10 protein-coding genes are annotated in these 17,688 nt (G+C 47.0%); 2 read left to right on the plus strand and 8 right to left on the minus strand.

All coding sequences use genetic code 11. From position 1 onward, the window contains the following. Positions 1 to 21: 21 nt before the first annotated feature. The 4 genes from KJS94_RS07025 to KJS94_RS07040 form a co-directional block, all read right to left on the minus strand. Complete coding sequence (locus KJS94_RS07025; protein ID WP_214446601.1) at positions 22 to 1,323, minus strand: hypothetical protein; 1,302 nt, start codon at positions 1,321 to 1,323, stop codon at positions 22 to 24. A gap of 15 nt (positions 1,324 to 1,338) precedes the next feature. Then, complete coding sequence (locus KJS94_RS07030; RefSeq protein ID WP_214446602.1) at positions 1,339 to 2,697, minus strand: lipopolysaccharide biosynthesis protein; 1,359 nt, start codon at positions 2,695 to 2,697, stop codon at positions 1,339 to 1,341. 146 nt (positions 2,698 to 2,843) lie between these two features. After that, positions 2,844 to 5,144, minus strand: a complete 2,301-nt coding sequence (locus tag KJS94_RS07035; RefSeq protein ID WP_214446603.1) for a GumC family protein — start codon at positions 5,142 to 5,144, stop codon at positions 2,844 to 2,846. A gap of 21 nt (positions 5,145 to 5,165) precedes the next feature. Beyond that, positions 5,166 to 5,954, minus strand: a complete 789-nt coding sequence (locus KJS94_RS07040; RefSeq protein ID WP_214446604.1) for a polysaccharide biosynthesis/export family protein — start codon at positions 5,952 to 5,954, stop codon at positions 5,166 to 5,168. A 460-nt stretch (positions 5,955 to 6,414) separates the two neighbouring features. Here KJS94_RS07040 and KJS94_RS07045 point away from each other — a divergent pair, with 460 nt between their 5' ends. Together KJS94_RS07045 and KJS94_RS07050 are read left to right on the plus strand one after the other, a co-directional pair. Next, positions 6,415 to 8,367 carry a polysaccharide lyase family 20 protein gene (locus KJS94_RS07045; RefSeq protein ID WP_214446605.1) on the plus strand — a complete coding sequence of 651 codons (1,953 nt, stop codon included), beginning with the start codon at positions 6,415 to 6,417 and terminating at the stop codon, positions 8,365 to 8,367. Positions 8,368 to 8,661: 294 nt separating this feature from the next. Then, on the plus strand, positions 8,662 to 11,481 hold the full coding sequence (locus KJS94_RS07050) for a PKD domain-containing protein (protein ID WP_214446606.1): 2,820 nt from the start codon (positions 8,662 to 8,664) through the stop codon (positions 11,479 to 11,481). Positions 11,482 to 11,555: 74 nt separating this feature from the next. On the opposite strand, the gene KJS94_RS07055 is transcribed toward KJS94_RS07050, so the two are convergent. The 4 genes from KJS94_RS07055 to KJS94_RS07070 form a co-directional block, all read right to left on the minus strand. Next, entirely contained in the window at positions 11,556 to 13,697 is a 2,142-nt protein-coding gene (locus KJS94_RS07055; protein WP_214446607.1) for a T9SS type A sorting domain-containing protein, read from the minus strand. 373 nt (positions 13,698 to 14,070) lie between these two features. After that, positions 14,071 to 15,333, minus strand: coding sequence for a metal-dependent hydrolase family protein (locus tag KJS94_RS07060; RefSeq protein WP_214446608.1), 1,263 nt, complete (start codon positions 15,331 to 15,333; stop codon positions 14,071 to 14,073). A 270-nt stretch (positions 15,334 to 15,603) separates the two neighbouring features. After that, on the minus strand, positions 15,604 to 17,235 hold the full coding sequence (gene groL / locus KJS94_RS07065; protein WP_214446609.1) for a chaperonin GroEL: 1,632 nt from the start codon (positions 17,233 to 17,235) through the stop codon (positions 15,604 to 15,606). A gap of 110 nt (positions 17,236 to 17,345) precedes the next feature. Then, positions 17,346 to 17,627 (minus strand): co-chaperone GroES, encoded by a 282-nt coding sequence (locus KJS94_RS07070; RefSeq protein ID WP_214446610.1) that lies wholly within the window; start codon positions 17,625 to 17,627, stop codon positions 17,346 to 17,348. Between the last annotated feature and the right edge of the window lie 61 nt (positions 17,628 to 17,688).

Here is a 17,688-nt window from a genome sequence, read left to right on the forward strand (position 1 = left end):
TTTCAAAGGGTATGAATGGGATCAGGCCGGTTGGGCAATTGGTGAAAACTGCTCTGGTGACTCCTGCCCAAGGCCTTCATATACTACATACAAATAAAAGAATGTCCAAAAGAAACCAAACTGGAACAATACCTCGCTAAAGGCACTGATCAGGATGGTCACAAAAAATAATATCCCAATGGTTCGCTTAAACCCATAATACCTTGCAATGGCTTCCGTCGACCTTTTAACATTGTAAAAGAAGAACAGGAAGAAAAATACTCCCCACCTGGACATCTGGTCGGTAATACCATTGATCCGGAGCACCTGCTTATCCTCAGTACCATAGCGATATTCAGGATGCGCCCCCCGTCCAAACATGACATAGAAAGGACGCTCCCCTAACTCGATGAAATCGAGATAGGCGCTGGAGATCCGGCTATTACCGCCCTGGTATAAGGCATCGAACTTTACACTCTTGATCTCATTCTCGATCTTCTTCCCAAGGAACTCTACATTGAAATAGATGATGATGGAAATGATAAAGAAACTTACCAGGGAGATCAGCCTGAACACCGGGTCTTTGTACACCAGCAGGTAATAGAGGAAAACAAAGAAGCCGGTGGCCAGGTAGGCCGTAGTGGAAAAAGTTGAAAGCGTAGCCAGCAGGAATACAATGGAACGCTTAGAAAATACTGACCTGGACTGCAAGGTTGACAATACAAGGGCGATCAGCAGGAAACTTGAGTAAACAGCTGGTTCCCAGAAAGGGCCACTATTCCTTCTCAGGCCTTCAAAGGTAGAGTTGAAGTTCATGATCAGGATATTCTGGCTCACTTGTTCCCATCCATACACTTCGGTGGCCATAGTGATCTTGATGGGCGAAGCAGAAAGGATTATCCCCAATGCAGGTGGATAGACCAAAATGGGCACAAAGAAAACCAGGCTGATAATAGCGATCACAAACATCACCCTTAGGTAGACCTCTATGAAATGAGTACCAATGATCGCTACCGTAAATACCGCCTGCAATAAAACCAGAATTTGCAGGATGGCAGTATTAAGGTAGAAACTTCCAAAATAGAGATAGTGCAGGAGAAGGATCAATCCAAAGAAAAAGGCATTACGGAGATACAGATGGATATTCCTTCGCCAGTAATTGATACCAAGGAGTGAAAAGAATACGAAACCAACCAGCAGCGCATCCGCACTCCGGATAAAGACCGGGGAACCGGAACTGCCAATGGTCCAGATCATGAGGATCACCATATAGGTCTTCTCCCACCATCGCAGGTCACCAAAATTGCTCTTCAGGGGAGCTGATATGGAACTGGTTGTATTCAATGCCTGTTTATTGATTTATTTATTCCAGATACCCTTAGCCTTCTGGTGGATGATCTTTTCTGTTTGTAAAAAGAACACCACACCCATGATCAATTGCATAACCACATTACCAATGACCACACCGGTGAGGCCCAACATTTTCCCGAAGTATACGGAAACAGGGATATTCACCAGGATGCATATCACATACATGACCAGTTGCAAACGGATCTTACCGACCCCATTGAGGAGGAAGCAATGGGCAGCCACCCATGCATTACCAATGACATAAAAGAACATCACCACAGAAAGGGAGAATGGCACAGTTACATACTTTCCTACCCAGAACTGGTAAACATAGGGGGAGACCAATAGAATGAACAGGGCCCCCACTGTAATCAACACCCAGAACTTGCGGATCTTGTAAAGGGTTAGCCTGATCCAGTTGAAATCATTCTTGGCATAGGCATCGGTAAAAGCACTCCAGAAAGGGTTGATCGCAATGGTAAGCAGGATGGTTACCACCGAGAACAACTTATAGGCAATATTATAGGTAGTTACCTGTTCCGGTCCAAACAATTGGGTAATGATGATATTACTGGTTTGGTAGAGAACGATCACCCCTATTTGGATGATGAAAAAATACCCTCCTAATCCAAGCAATTCACGGGCATGGGAAAAATCCACTGCCTTGAAGGAAGGGGCAATCGAATTAAACTGTCCCTTGTAATAATAGATGCTAAAGAGCATCTGCACAAGGGGTGGTACCCCTGCCAATACCAATACCAGGTAAAGCAAGGAGCCTTTGGTGTACAGGGTCAGCAGGTAAATGACCAACATACTTAGAAGCTGCCCCGCCAATAAAATGAGGGATGACTTTGCGGACTGCTGCGATGCAGTGAACACTACAGTGATTAATTGAAAGACAAACTGGAAACAGAAAAAAACAAATACCCACAAAACAATGTCATTCAATCCTGAGAGGTCGTTAATGGAAATATTGAGGATCCTGTTCCAATTGATGAAAGGATTGACCAGCAGGAACAGGACCATGGCCGTAAGGGAAACAATGCATAGCAATGCATAGGTAGTGCTGACATAACTCCTGGCCTTTTCCTTCTCGCCCAAGGCCAGTGCCGTAGCCAGTTTATTCCTTAAACCGTTCCCAAGGCCAATGTCAAAAAAGCTGAACCAGCCGATTATGGAACTAACGGTCAACCATATCCCATACTGGGTCTTGTTCACATAATGGATGGTCATGGGAACCAAAACAAAACCCACCAGCACACTAACGCCTTTGATCAGTAAAGAATAGAAAATATTCTTCTTTACCAGAACTGAACGTTCATGGCCCTTGGAAAAGAAATCCTTCACATACAAACTCAGGCTCTTCATCAATTACTACTTCTCTTAATATATTTTTGATTCCACCCGGTATCATTTACCCTAAAGCTTCGCCTCCTCAGTCACACCCATGGGTGCCGAGTACGATCATTCACCTGTACAATTTATCCGGGGTCACCAGCCTGCACCAACAGGTATCAGGCCTTTACCTTTAACTCGTAACCGTAACCATAGCCATAACCATAACCCTTACCCGCAATTCCCCTTTTACGCACGCCATTGAATACTATGGAAGCGTTTTTCAGGCCTTCAACCTTATGCTCATTCAACAGCATCATTAAGGCAGCCTTCGGGGTAATACCCTGACGAATCACAAAAACACTGCTATCACAATAACCTGAGATCGCCTGCGCATTGGCATTGAGGGAAGTGGCTCCATAACAGATGATCACGCAATCGTATTCAGCCCTTACGGCAGTAAAGAAATTTTCCAGGACATGCTGGTCAAATAGTTCAATACTGCTGTTCTGTTGGGAACCAATCGGTAGAACGTGAAGATGCTGCGTTGTGGTCCTGTTGATCGCGGAGGAAAGGTCCGTTTGCTTCTTGAACAGGTCGGTAATACCATTCTTTGATTGCAGGTCAAACAGTTTACTGATCTTATACTGGTCTACATCCATATCCACCAGCAAGGTCCTTCTTCCTGCTAGCGCCATGCTTACCGCAAGGTTATGGCTAAGGAAGGTCTTTCCTTCACCGTTGATGGAAGATGTGATGAACAGTACCTTGACAAGTTGGCTGTCATTATTGGCGAAGAACAACCTGTTCCTGATGGACCTCACCTGTTCTCCCGCCAGGGTCTTCTCCTTCTCGTGGATTACCGGCCCGTCAGAAGCATGCCGGGTATAGAATATTTCGCCAATGACAGGCACCTTGCTTTTCTCCTCGATCTCCTTGCGGAAGAGGACCGACTTGTTCAGGCCTTCCCTGATATCAACATAAAGGAGGCCAAACAACAGGCAGGCCAATAGTGTGGCCCCATAAATGAAAAGCATATTGGGACTGGTAGGCTTAACAGAAGATTCTGCAAGGTCAACCAGCGTAGAATCATTGGTAGCATTGGCCAGTGATAATGCGGCCTCTTCCCTTCGCTCCAGGAGATAGGCGTAGATCTGGTTCTTAACGGATTGTTCCCTGCTGATATCCAACAACTGCCGCTCCTTTCTGGGGATGGTACTCAACATGGAAGAGTATTTGGCGCCTTGTCCTTCCAGCCTGTTCTTGCTTACCTGCAAGGATGTACGCTGGCTCTGGATCATATCGGCAATAGCTGGGCGCAACCTGTCAATCTGGTCCTTCGCATTCAACAAGATCGGGCTATTCTCTGCAGTGGTACGTTTCAATTGGTCATACTGGCTTTGTGCGGTGTTGAGCTTGTCCAGCATCTGGCTGAGGGACGGATCCTCAACCCCAAGGGCAGAAGGCATTACTGTTGCATCCGTATTACGGGAACGGATATACTTATCCACTTCATCCAATACTGCCAGCTTGATGTTCACATCTTGTAATTGCTTATCATAGGCCCCGATATTCTCCAGGTACAACCTGCCCTGGGCACTGATATCAATCACGCCTTCAGAAGACCGGTAACGCTGGATGGCGTCCTCAACTGAATCGATCTGCCCGGATACGTAATCGATCCTCCTGTTCACAGAAGCCAGGATATTCTGGGCAAGCCTGTTCTTTTGCTCAATTTCAGACCTTGTATATAAAGAGATCAGGTTATTGAGGATATCCTTTCCTCTTTGGGGAACATTATCCTTCATGGATAATTCCACTACTGTTGCCAGTTTATTGGCTGCAGTTACTTCAAGGTTACCCAACAACCCTTCTTCCACTTTCTTCACATTCAGCAGGGAGAAATAATACTGGCCCGACGCTTCCTGGTTGGTACTATTGGGATTGGTCAGGAAACTCAACTCACCCCATTTGGTTTGTACCGCCCTGTTCACCGGGTAAACCTGGTTTCCGATCGTTACGGTTAGTTTCTGGGCATTGTATTGAAAGGGTATATCATTCTCTTCCTGGATCTTTTCAGGTTCCGTTGCCTGTATCTTAACCGGCGAATAGTTATAGGCGGAAACCATCCGGGAATCCTTATTCTGGGAAATCGGTGCATAAAGGCAAAGGTTCCTCACCACCTGCCGGGAAAGAGTACGGGAATGCAACACCTCGATCTCATTCTCAACGATCCGGTTACCGCTGAATACATCCAGCGCTTTCAGCATCTGGGATTCGTCAATCCCTTTTTTTTCATCCTTGATCAGGATCCTTGCCGTAATCGTATAACTCCTTTCCACCCACCTTCCATAGGCAAAGGCAAGACCCAGTCCCAGGGTTACGACCAGCAGGAACAATGGCCAATAGGGATAATATTTTTGAAACAACTCCTTGAAAAACTCTTCCTCTCTCCGGTTTTGGTTTACTTTCTCTGCCATAATGTTGGTTGAATTGAAGGGTTATTCGTTGATGACACGGTCGAGTATGATTGCAACAAAGGCAAGGCCGCTGATAATGATAGGCAGGAGCTGGTTACTCCTTGCCGTACTCTGCACTTTTGATTTATTGGCCTCTACATAAACAATATCATTGGATTTCAGGTAGAAGTAGGGTGACCTGAAGATATCATCGTTGTTCAGGTTCAGCCTCCTGGTGATCTTCTTGCCGTTCTCCTCCCTGATCAATAATACATTATCCCTTTTGGCATATAGCGTCATATCACCGGCAAATCCCACGGCTTCAAGAATGGATATTTTCTCATTAGGAACATTGACCACACCAGGCCTTCCTACCTCACCAAGGACAGTAACCCTGAAATTCATGATGCGAATGGTTACGATAGGATCCACCAGCAACTTTTTCTCCAACAGGTCATTCTTGATATGGTCGGTCAGCTGCTTCTTGGTCAGTCCCTCTGCGGTCACATCGCCCAATACGGGAAAAGTGATCTTGCCATCCGGTCCCACCAGGTATCCTGTTACTTCCGAAATGCTACTAACGGTATTGCTTGAAGGAACATTGGTGATCGGGGCATTAAAGATCTTGCTGGCTTCGGGGTTCAGGCTGCTTACGGTAATACTGAGGATATCACCTTTCTGGATGACAGGATCAGGGGCATTGTAATTGGTATTGAACTGGCCCTCCGTGACACCATTGAAATACCTGGCCTTCTCCGGACTGGCACAAGAGGCGAAAAGGGCAGCTACCAGAATTATGATCGCGAAGGGGCGCAGATTACATCTCATCATAAGTTAGTTTTTTCATTCATGTATATGGTAGGGCATATACACGATAGTACATAGCAAAAATAAGGTCTTACACTTACTGCCAATTATAAATAATTATAATCGGACAGCAAGGTATTCCACCTTCATTTAAAGTGTAACAATAGGGCAAGGCACGGCCTATTCAGGAGAATTGGTAAATGCAAAGAGGGAATGGATAAGGGGTTCGAAAATCTGAATCCTCTACACATTGAACATAAATACCAAGTGTACCCGAATCGGATATTTTTTTAAATATTATTAAGAACGTTTCCACATTAGAATTATTGCAATACAACTAAAAATCAGCACACTATGTATCCCCGGCAGGACATCAGATTAGAAGTTATTAACATGGATTGTAGTTTAAACAGCAATCGTGGTAAATCCTTTACCAAAGTGGCATGGATATTGGATTTTATCGGACTCGAAAATCTGATAGGGAATGAGAAACCATTTAATCCGTGTATTAAAGGGGTTGGTATACTCCTTTGCCATCTTTTTAATCCATACACCAAAAGCAGCAACTGCGCAAAACGTCAGGGTCATCTCTGACTTCGAAGGCACCACATTCAATGCCGGCTGGGAATATTTCCACGCCTGTTGTAGTTACAGTATGGCATTGAACACTTCTATTAAAAGAACAGGAACCAAATCGGTCCGCATGGAATTGAGGGACACCGACCCGTTGGTTGCATCCGGCACCCGGGCTGAACTGGTCTTCAATTACCAGCAGAAAGACCCCCAGTGGAAATGGTACCAGTTTAGTGTCCAATTCCCTGCCGGGGCTCCCCAAGACAATGTGTACGAGATCATCTCCCAATGGCACTATGAGCCTACTGGTGGAGGTAGTACTTTCTCACCACCGATGGCATTGACCATCAGGAATGGTAATTTCTACCTCGACCTCAGGTACGATTCAACAGACATCAATATTTACGGCAGCAGAAACGTAAAGCAGCAATACATTGACCTGGGTCCATGGGTTGCAGGCACGTGGACCGACTGGGTGGTGTATTATTCACCATCCTGGCAGACAGATGGTATTGTGCGCATCTGGAAGAACGGGGTGAAGGTCCTGGACCGTATTGGCAGGAACTTCTATCGTGGCGCATTACCCCCTTACTGGAAAATAGGACCTTATAAATGGTCATGGAACAGCGGCACCACCCTTACCAAAACCAGGGTCATCCACTATGATAATGTAAAGGTGGGTAACAACAACGCTACCCTCAATGACTTCGGCATTGCTTCCGGAGGAACCAACCAGGCTCCGACGGCCAATGCGGGAGCAGACAAGACCGTGGTGTTGCCTACGAATTCAACCTCCTTAAGTGGTACAGGTTCATCTGATCCGGATGGCACCATTGTATCCCATAACTGGCGCCAGCTGGCGGGGCCCAATACAGCAACCATCAGCGCAGCTAGTTCTTCCAGTACTAATATTGGTAACCTGGTACAGGGCACCTACAGTTTCAGGCTGACCGTTACTGATAATGCCGGGGCAACTTCCACTGATGATGTTAATGTGTTGGTGAGTTCCTCATCCACCACCAACCAGGTACCGGTGGTCAATGCAGGCGGCAACAGGTCCATCACCCTTCCCACTAATTCAGTTGCACTCAATGGCGGAAGTTCGTACGACCCGGATGGAACCATCGCAAGCTGGCGCTGGGCGCAGGTTTCAGGACCAAGCACGGCAACCCTGACCAACAGCACCACTTCTACCCTTACCGCATCCAACCTGGTGGCGGGCACCTATAGTTTCAGGCTTACCGTTACGGACAATGCAGGGGCAACAGCATCTGCAACGGCAAACGTAAGTGTGAGCACTGCTACCACCAGCAATATTGCCCCTACTGCCAATGCAGGTTCAACCCGAACCATTCACCTGCCAACCAATTCTATTACCCTGAGTGGCAGTGCATCATCAGACCCTGATGGCACTATCGCATCCTATCGTTGGACGCAAGTGTCTGGCCCCAGCACGGCTACCCTTACCAATAGTACTTCGGTGAACATGTCAGCATCCAGCCTGGTGGCAGGCACCTATAGTTTCAGGTTAACGGTAACAGATAATAATGGGGCTACGGGAACAACTACTGTATCAGTAATTGTAAACCGGCCGCCAATAGCCAATCCCGGCAGCAATGTTACCATCAACCTTCCAACAACATGGGCACCCTTAAATGGTAGCGGATCTTCCGACCCGGATGGTACCATAGCTTACTACAGATGGTCGCAGGTATCTGGACCGAATACGGCAATATTCTCCAGTACCACCAGTGCTTCCATATCAGTAAGAAGCCTGATAGCCGGCACTTACGCGTTCAGACTAACAGTAACGGATAACCGAGGAGCTGTTGCCAGCAACCTGGTGTACGTGTATGTACGATAGAATCCTGTCGTATCCTTTTGCCCTGGATCAAAATAAATCCAATGGTTCCAAAGGGTACAACAGGCAAAGGACCGGAGCGAAAATCGGGAATGAGAAAACCTCCGGTCCTGTACAAACGAAATAGCATCTTTTTTATTATAAAAAACCTTTAAATAAAATGAAGAAATTGACGAAACCCTTTACAGCAAAGGATTTCATGGCAGCGACATTTATTTATAGGAACCATACCAGATTGCTGAAAACTATGAATTGGCACAGATATTGTAAATTTTTCACCAGTAAATCCAATGTTGTATGAAAAGATTTGTACCCTACCAATTGAGGGGCGTACTGTGCGCTTTACTCATACTTCTCCTGCAAGCTGCAACCCCTTTGAAAGCCCAGACTGGTGTTAAGATCATCTCTGATTTCGAAGGTACCACATTCAATAGCGGTTGGGAGTATTTTCACGCCTGTTGCAGTTATAGCATGAACCTCGACAAGTCTGTAGTGCGTTCCGGAACCCAGGCGGTGAGGATGGAATTAAGGGATACCGATCCCCTGATCGCATCTGGCACCAGGGCTGAATTGGTTTTCAATTACAAGTTGAAAGACCCTCAATGGAAGTGGTACCAGTTCAGCACTTATTTTCCTGCCGATTTCAAACAGGACAATGTTTACGAGATCATTTCCCAGTGGCACTATGAACCCACCGGCGGCGGAAGCACCTTCTCCCCTCCTATGGCATTGACGATCAGGAATGGCAACTGGTACCTCGACCTTCGCTACGATTCAACCGATATCAATATTTACGGCAACAAGAATGTAAAGCAGCAATACATTGACCTGGGCACCTGGAAAGCGGGTGAATGGACCGACTGGGTAGTATATTATTCACCATCCTGGCAGACCGATGGTATCGTTCGCATCTGGAAGAATGGAGTAAAGATCCTGGACAGGATCGGCCGTAACTTTTACCTCGGCGCCCTTCCTCCCTATTGGAAGATCGGCATTTACAAGTGGGTTTGGAATAGTGGAACTTCCCTTACCTCTTCCAGGGTAGTATATTACGACAGGGTTAAAGTAGGTAACGACAATGCAACTTTAAATGACTTCATCACTGGCGCTGTTGATCCCAGCCCTACCCCAACCAACCAGGCACCAACCGCCAATGCGGGTGCCAACATCGCGGTAACCCTTCCTGCCAATACTGCCACCCTCAATGGCGGCAACAGTACCGATGCAGATGGTTCAATTGTAAAATACAACTGGAGGCAGGTATCTGGTCCAAATACCGCAACCATCTCTGATGCAAACCTGGCCAAGACCACCATCGGCAACCTGGTGATGGGTACTTATACCTTCAGGTTGACCGTAACCGATGATAAAGGAGCTACAGCAACAGATGATATAAGCGTCCTGGTAAATGAGGCTGTTATTACCAACCAGGCCCCGGTAGCCAATGCAGGTGGCAACCAAACCATCCATCTGCCGCAAAATGCGCTTACGCTTAGCGGAAGCGCCTCCAGCGACCCTGATGGCAGTATTGCATCCTATTTGTGGCGACAGGTTTCAGGACCGAGTACGGCAACCCTGACCAGTGCCAATACAGTAAACCTGACAGCTTCTAACCTGGTAAGGGGTAACTATAGTTTCAGCCTGCAGGTGACAGATAACAAAGGAGCAACCGGATCAACAACGGTATGGGTAACGGTTAACCAACCGCCTGTAGCCGAACCGGGTTCAGACAAGACCATCTACCTGCCGAATGATTCCATTGCCCTTAGCGGTTCAGCCTCCACCGATATCGATGGAACGATCACCACCTATGCCTGGAGACAACTGTCAGGGCCTGCTGCTGCAAGTTTCAGCGCTGCCACCGGGGAAAAGGTCACTGTTAGCAAACTGATTGAAGGAACCTATACCATACAACTAACCGTAACGGATAACCGTGGAGGAACTTCCAGTAAGAACATCAATGTTACGGTAAGGCCCCAGTCAGCTGCAGCGGAGAAACAAGCACCTGTAGCCAATGCGGGCAGCAAGCAAACAGTTATTGCCCCCAAGGCTGTTTTGGATGGGGTTGATTCCTATGACCCTGATGGCCAGATCGTAACTTACGCCTGGAGCCAGGTTAGCGGACCCAACCAGGCCGTTATTGCGAATCCTGGAAATGCCACTACCGAAGTGAGCAACCTGGTTCCTGGTACCTATTCCTTCAAACTAGAAGTAAAGGATAATGACCAATTAACCGGCGCTGCAACGATGATCATGGAGGTTAGCGCTGCCCCCATCAACGGGAAGGCTCCTATTGCCAATGCGGGCGTTGACCAAAACATACAATTACCGGATAATACTACTTCAGTGGATGGTAAAGCCTCATCCGATCCGGATGGCAGCATCAGGTCCTATTCCTGGTCACAGGTAGCTGGTCCTGCCGGCGCCAACATCAACAACCCCAATGCGGTAAAAACCAGGATCACCAACCTGAAAGAGGGATTCTACCTGTTCCAACTGGAAGTAACCGATAACAGTGGGCTGAAAGGTCGCGATACCTTAAGGATCAACGTAATACCCCAACTGAACCAGGCCCCCGTTGCTGTTACGGAAGCGGTGATCGAAGTACAGTTACCTGTCAATGAGGTTGACCTGAATGGCGAGGCCTCCTACGACCCCGACGGTAAGATCACCATGGCCCAATGGAAAATGGTGAATGGACCATCCAATATTAAGCTGACGAACAGCAATTCCCCCAAAGCCAAAGCCTCTGGCCTGGTTCCGGGTACCTATACGTTCCAACTGACCCTTAAGGATGACAAGGGAGCTGTTAACCAGGGAACGGTTAGTGTAGTGGTGAAAGGCGCCATGGGTGAGATCCCAACAGCCGCATTCAAGACCTTCCCCAACCCTGTTCAATCCAACATGACATTGAAATGGGATGACCAGCTGACGGGTAAGGCCGTTGTGAAGATCTACACCATCACGGGAGTGATCGTTTATAAAGACGAGTTTACCAAGACAGGCACCAGTCTTACGAGGAATTATAACCTAGCCAACCTGGTAGCCGGAAGCTACGTATTGTCATTGCAATTCGAAGACCAGCAACCGATCATAAAGAAGTTCCAGAAGTTATGATCCCTATGAGACGTGCACCCATAAAAATAGCGGCCCCAGGCCGCTATTTTCTTTTATGAAGGTATTGATTCGGTCTATTTCACCCTGATCACCTTGGTCTGATAGATTTCCGTTGCCGTTTGTACCTTGATGATGTACACCCCGGCGCCATGGTCTAACAACTCCCCAACAGAGAAGGTATTGGTTCCCTTCTGGAACTGCAGCTTACGGGTGGAAAGGGTCTTGCCGGACACATCAAATAAAGTGATGGAACCATCACCGGCATTCCTCAGGGTTAACCTAACATTGGCCCTTTCAGCCGCAGGGTTCGGGAATACGGTAATGCCAGGCACCGTATTCAATTTGTTGTTCACCACCACCACCTGGCTGTAAAGGCCGTTCCCATTCCTCCGAATGGCATGAATGCGGTAGTAGTTCTTCAGTGAGTTGGGCTTGCTGTCAAGGTAGCTATAGCTAATCTTACCCGGCCTACCATTGCACTGTATACTGCCGATCTCCGTGAAGTTGGTGCCCGTTTCACTCCGCTCTACTACATAAGATTCAAAATCTTCGTTTCCGTCCACATCCCATCTTATATCGTTGAATGTCCCATTTTGATTTATCCTTAAAGACAAAGGGTCGGTTGGGAGTACGCCTAAATCAATGGTTAATTGATCGAAAGCTACCAAGCCAATTCCATTACCATTAATAATTCCCCTATTAACTGTTGAACCACCGTAGTTATAATAGCTAATACCAGTAGGATTATTCTGGGTACCTGGCAATGCGGAAAAGCTTATTGTTAGCTTATTCCCATTGATTGCTAATCCATTCAATTGATAATTTCCCCCAGTTAATCTGAATAATAACAAATTATCAACTTCAGTACCTATAAATGAAAAATTATCTGTCGAAGGTTGAAGATCAATGGTAATTTGATTAGCTAGGGCAGTTATACCGTCCTTACCCGAAAAAGTGATCATTCCTGGGATAGGAGTCCTTGTATTTTGTACTATAATATTATTGCCGTAAAGTAACTGATCAACTAAATTAAATACCCTCTGGCCTATTACCTTATATCCGATTTCATAATCAAAATGGCAAAACTGACCAGGTGTTACAGATTCAACTAATTGGGGAATAGCGCTAGTAGAAACTAAAGTAATATCTGATTTTTCCTTGGCTATTTCAAATTGAGCCTGCTGAATACGGATGGCATCCGTTTGTCCAGAAAAACATCCTGTTCTAACTTGAAAAAGGAAAACACGGTTGACCCCAATAAAGTCCTGCTTCCAGCGCTGGTATAACTGATCAAATAAACTCTTGTACTGCTCTTTGGTTTTACCTGGGACCGGAGAGGCATTTAATGGATATGCATCATTTTCCCCTTGGTACCAAAAAATTGCCCTGATCTTATCTAACATTCCTGCTCTACGAACCCTATCATAAAGCCTTGTGTAGTTGTTATTCGTTAAGGTATTTCCATTTCCTGTGAAGGAAGGAAGGAAATAATCAATATCTTCTGAGAAATATGATCCGTTAAAAATGCAAACAGGGACATCATATTTCTGTATGATCATTTGTGCCAACCGCATACCCCACATTCCTACGTTACCATCCTGATTCCAGGCTACACTTCCACTTCCATTTCTCCATTGATCATCCAAAGGAAGTGTAATATTCCCATCGCCTAAAACACGGACAAATACTGAATCAACAGAATTAAAAAAAGTAGTCATTTCAGGTCTTCTCCTTGCTTCAGCATTGGATTGACCATTTATGATGTAAGCATCACCAGCAACAACATCATCAGCAACGACAGTTGAGTTCTGGGTATTTCTCAACCAATCCCAATAACCTACTCCAAACCTTCTTCCCTCTAAACGGTATCTATAATTAAAAGTCTTAGCTTCATGAAAATAAATGTACTTAAAATTGAACCCAGCATCTAAGGGTAAAATAGAATCAACCACTGGTAAACCATCATCATCATAATTATTGTTTTTATTAAAATCTCTCCAAATTCTTATTCTAACATTTTCAAAAGTTGAAGTTGCAACGAGTCTTCCTTGGATTGCAACTCTAGCCTTATTAGTAGATAGATCCCTTGGATAAAGCTGTTTAGCCCTTGGGAAACTATCCATTTCTACGTGCTGAGAATAAGCACATTTGATAATAATAATAAAGAAGAACAGAAAGCTTAGGTAACGGCCTAATGAAGGTAAACTTTGTCTCATAATCCCATTTTCTTTTGTGGTACACCGAATCTTAACACAGAGGGAAATTCAATTAGGGATAATGGAGACGGATAGAGAAGATTCTTCAGAGGTCAAAACAAAAATAGAAGTTTTACCGAAATATTAAAACCATCCAGAATAAGTTTTTTTTCACATTATTGCTAACAGCCCTGAAACCCTTATTTATCAAGGGTTTCAGAAAAAACAAAAGAAAAAATATACCCAGTTTTGGGAATAGTAATCTTACGATGCCCAAATTCGGCTAGTCCTTACAGATACAAATAATTTATAATGCAAAATAAAAAGGGAATCAGCGATTCCCCTTTTAAGATTTTCAAAGGCCTTTCTCACCCCGTCCAGTAACCGATCTTGTCTATCTGACCTTCACCCCTTCTTTCCACACCATTTTAACCCTGCTCATAGCTTTTATTTCTTTTGAAGGATCGCCTTCCACCGCTACCAGGTCGGCCAGGAAACCTGGCTTTACACGACCTAGCTGGTCACCCCACCCAAACAAGGCTGCATTCACACTGGTGGCGGATTGCAGCACCTGCAGCGGGCGCATGCCATATTCCACCATCAACTCCATCTCCTTGGCATTCTCCCCATGGGCGAAGACCCCGACATCGCCACCAAAACTGATGGTCACCCCAGTTTCCAACGCTTCCCGGAAACTTTTCTTCTTGGCGGTGATGCGCTCCGGCTCTGCATCCTGCCCCTTGCGCCACCCACGGTAGGATGCAATGGCCTCCCCTGCCATCAGGGTCGGACAAAGGGCAACGGATCGCTCCTTCATCAATTTCCAGGTCTCTGCCGTTCCCCCATCCCCATGTTCGATGGTCGCCACACCGGCCATAATGGCCCGATTCATGCCTTCCGGTGTTGAGGCATGGGCCACTACCTGCCGTCCACTGCTGGAAGCCGTTGCCACAATGGCTTTCCACTCTTCTTCCGTAAAGGTCGGTTCGGCCTTACCGTTGAGGCCCCAGCGATAATCCGCATAGATCTTGATCAGGTCAGCCCCCTTTCCTATTTGGGTCCTCACTTCCCTGACCAGTCCTTCCACGCCATCTGCCTCGGCGGCGCCCTTGGGCAGGTCATGATCGGGATTCACATCCTTCGGGCCATAGGATCCCGTTGCCACAATGGCCTTGGTAGCGACCAGCATCCTTGGCCCGGGAATCACTCCCTTCCCGATCGCAAGCTTCAACCCTACATCATCATACTCTGCCCCTTCCGTACCCAGGTCGCGCACAGTGGTAAAGCCTGCTTCAAGTGTCTTACGGGCATGTACAACTGCTCTCGCTGTCCTTTCGGCCCTTGACTCCAGCAATACCTGGTCGTTCCAGCTCACTTCGTTGTAAGGATGGAGGAACAAATGGCTATGCCCTTCGATCAAACCCGGCAATAAGGTATGCCCCTTAAGTTCCACAACAGTTGCCCCCTTGGGTTGGACAATGGCTGGTCCCGCTTCGATGATGCGCCCATTCCCTATCAACACCATCCAGCCTTCGTGCATCTCAACACCATCGAATACCCGGTCTGGCTTAAGTAACCATACCTTATCCTGCCCGGATGGCTGGGCAATACCATGTAAGCCAAGCATGACCATTAAGAGGGGAAGTAATTGTCTCATACTACAAGAATAAAATAATAAACCCGTAGGGGGAACCCTACGGGCTGACATTTAGGAAAAAGGGTTGAACCCAAGTAACCGGTCTCGCCGGTTATCCCGCCCGCAGCGGGATTAATGGGTCGGTTATGGTAGTACAAATTTATTAAATGGACGAAAATTCCAATATCTGCAAACCCTCATTTTTTTCCGGAAAAACAAAGACCCCGGCCGCTAGAGCCGGGGTCTTTTATGTATTCCAGGTCACTAGAACCTGGCAAGTTTACCATTTGATTAGTAACCCATATCACCCATTCCACCACCTGGCATGGCAGGAGCAGCTTCAGCCTTTGGCTTGTCGGCGATCACGCACTCAGTGGTCAGCAACATACCTGCAATAGATGCAGCATGCTCAAGGGCAACACGACCAACCTTGGTTGGATCGATAACACCAGCCTTCAGCAGGTTTTCGAACTGCTCGGTGCGGGCGTTGAAACCGAAATCACCCTTTCCTTCGCGGATCTTGTTCACGATCACGCTGCCTTCCAGACCGGCATTCTCAACGATGGTGCGGATGGGGGCTTCCAGTGCACGACGAACGATCTGGGCACCCAGCTTCTCGTCTTCGTTGCTGCTGCGGAAACCATCCAGGGCGCTGATAGCACGGATGAACGCAGTACCACCACCAGGAACGATACCTTCTTCAACAGCTGCACGGGTAGCATGCAGGGCATCATCCACGCGGTCTTTCTTCTCCTTCATTTCCACTTCGGTAGCAGCACCTACATTCAGTACAGCCACACCGCCGCTCAGCTTGGCCAGGCGCTCCTGGAGCTTCTCACGGTCGTAGTCAGAAGTAGTCACTTCGATCTGGGCCTTGATCTGGTTGATACGGGCCTGGATATCATCTTTCTTACCCTTACCACCTACGATAACGGTATTGTCCTTGTCAATAGTTACGGAAGAAGCCTGTCCGAGGTAGCTCAGGTCAGCATTCTCCAGCTTGTAACCCTGCTCTTCGCTGATCACGATACCCTTGGTCAGGATAGCGATGTCCTGCAGCATTTCCTTACGACGGTCACCGAAGCCAGGAGCCTTAACAGCAGCTACCTTCAAGGTTCCGCGCAGTTTGTTTACCACCAGGGTAGCCAGTGCTTCACCTTCCAGGTCTTCGCTGATGATCACCAGCGGACGACCGCCCTGTGCAACTTTTTCCAGGATATGCAGGATGTCCTTCATAGCGCTGATCTTCTTGTCGTAGATCAGGATATAAGGGTTCTGCAGTTCAGCTTCCATCTTTTCGCTATTGGTAACGAAATAAGGAGAGATATAACCGCGATCGAACTGCATACCTTCTACTACTTCAACAGTAGTATCGGTACCCTTGGCTTCTTCTACAGTGATCACACCATCCTTACCCACTTTCGCCATCGCTTCAGCGATCAGCTTACCGATCTCAGGATCGTTGTTGGCAGAAATGGTAGCAACGGCTTCGATCTTCTTGGTATCGTTACCAACGGTCTGGCTTTGCGCCTTCAGGGCATCGATCACTTTTTCAACAGCCTTGTCGATACCACGCTTCAGGTCCATTGGGTTGGCACCTGCTGCTACGTTCTTCAGACCTTCGGTGATGATGGCCTGGGCAAGAACAGTTGCAGTGGTAGTACCGTCACCGGCAACATCTGCAGTCTTGCTGGCTACTTCCTTCACCATCTGGGCACCCATGTTCTCAATGGGATCTTCCAGTTCAATTTCCTTAGCAACGGTAACACCATCCTTGGTTACGGCAGGTGCACCGAATTTCTTTTCAATAACAACGTTACGGCCTTTAGGACCCAGGGTCACTTTTACCGCGTTGGCCAGGGTATCTACCCCTTTCTTCATCCTGTTACGGGCTTCAATATCGAAGAATATTTGCTTAGCCATATTGGGTTTGTTTGAAGTTTGATGTTTGATATATGGTCAGGTTGACCTATTTTTTTTGTTGGATAATCCTTTCAGAAGCACATGCTCCGGCCAGGATCCGGCCTATGGTCTTATACGATGGCCAGGATATCGCTTTCGCGCATGATCAGGTAGTCAACACCTTCCAATTGCAATTCAGTACCGGCGTATTTGCCATACAATACAGTGTCACCAACCTTTACGGTCATTGGCTCATCCTTCTTGCCATTACCGGCAGCAACAACGGTGCCACGCTGGGGCTTTTCTTTGGCAGTATCGGGGATGATGATACCACCGGCGGTCTTCTCTTCAGCAGGGGCTGGCTTTACCACAACCCTGTCGTGCAAAGGAGTAATGTTCAACTTCTTAGCCATATTATTTGGTTTTTTAATTGTGTGAGAATTGGTTTTTACACCTTTTCAGGTGCGAGTGCCG

This window comes from Flavihumibacter rivuli (assembly GCF_018595685.2).
GTDB classification, from domain to species: domain Bacteria; phylum Bacteroidota; class Bacteroidia; order Chitinophagales; family Chitinophagaceae; genus Flavihumibacter; species Flavihumibacter rivuli.

Excerpts from the sequence above, each read along its gene's own strand:
- KJS94_RS07030 (WP_214446602.1), bottom strand. The coding sequence starts at position 2,697 with ATGAAGAGCCTGAGTTTGTATGTGAAGGATTTCTTTTCCAAGGGCCAT.
- KJS94_RS07035 (WP_214446603.1), bottom strand. The coding sequence starts at position 5,144 with ATGGCAGAGAAAGTAAACCAAAACCGGAGAGAGGAAGAGTTTTTCAAG.
- KJS94_RS07040 (WP_214446604.1), bottom strand. The coding sequence starts at position 5,954 with ATGATGAGATGTAATCTGCGCCCCTTCGCGATCATAATTCTGGTAGCT.
- KJS94_RS07045 (WP_214446605.1), top strand. The coding sequence starts at position 6,415 with ATGAGAAACCATTTAATCCGTGTATTAAAGGGGTTGGTATACTCCTTT.
- KJS94_RS07050 (WP_214446606.1), top strand. The coding sequence starts at position 8,662 with ATGAAAAGATTTGTACCCTACCAATTGAGGGGCGTACTGTGCGCTTTA.
- KJS94_RS07055 (WP_214446607.1), bottom strand. The coding sequence starts at position 13,697 with ATGAGACAAAGTTTACCTTCATTAGGCCGTTACCTAAGCTTTCTGTTC.
- KJS94_RS07060 (WP_214446608.1), bottom strand. The coding sequence starts at position 15,333 with ATGAGACAATTACTTCCCCTCTTAATGGTCATGCTTGGCTTACATGGT.
- groL (WP_214446609.1), bottom strand. The coding sequence starts at position 17,235 with ATGGCTAAGCAAATATTCTTCGATATTGAAGCCCGTAACAGGATGAAG.
- KJS94_RS07070 (WP_214446610.1), bottom strand. The coding sequence starts at position 17,627 with ATGGCTAAGAAGTTGAACATTACTCCTTTGCACGACAGGGTTGTGGTA.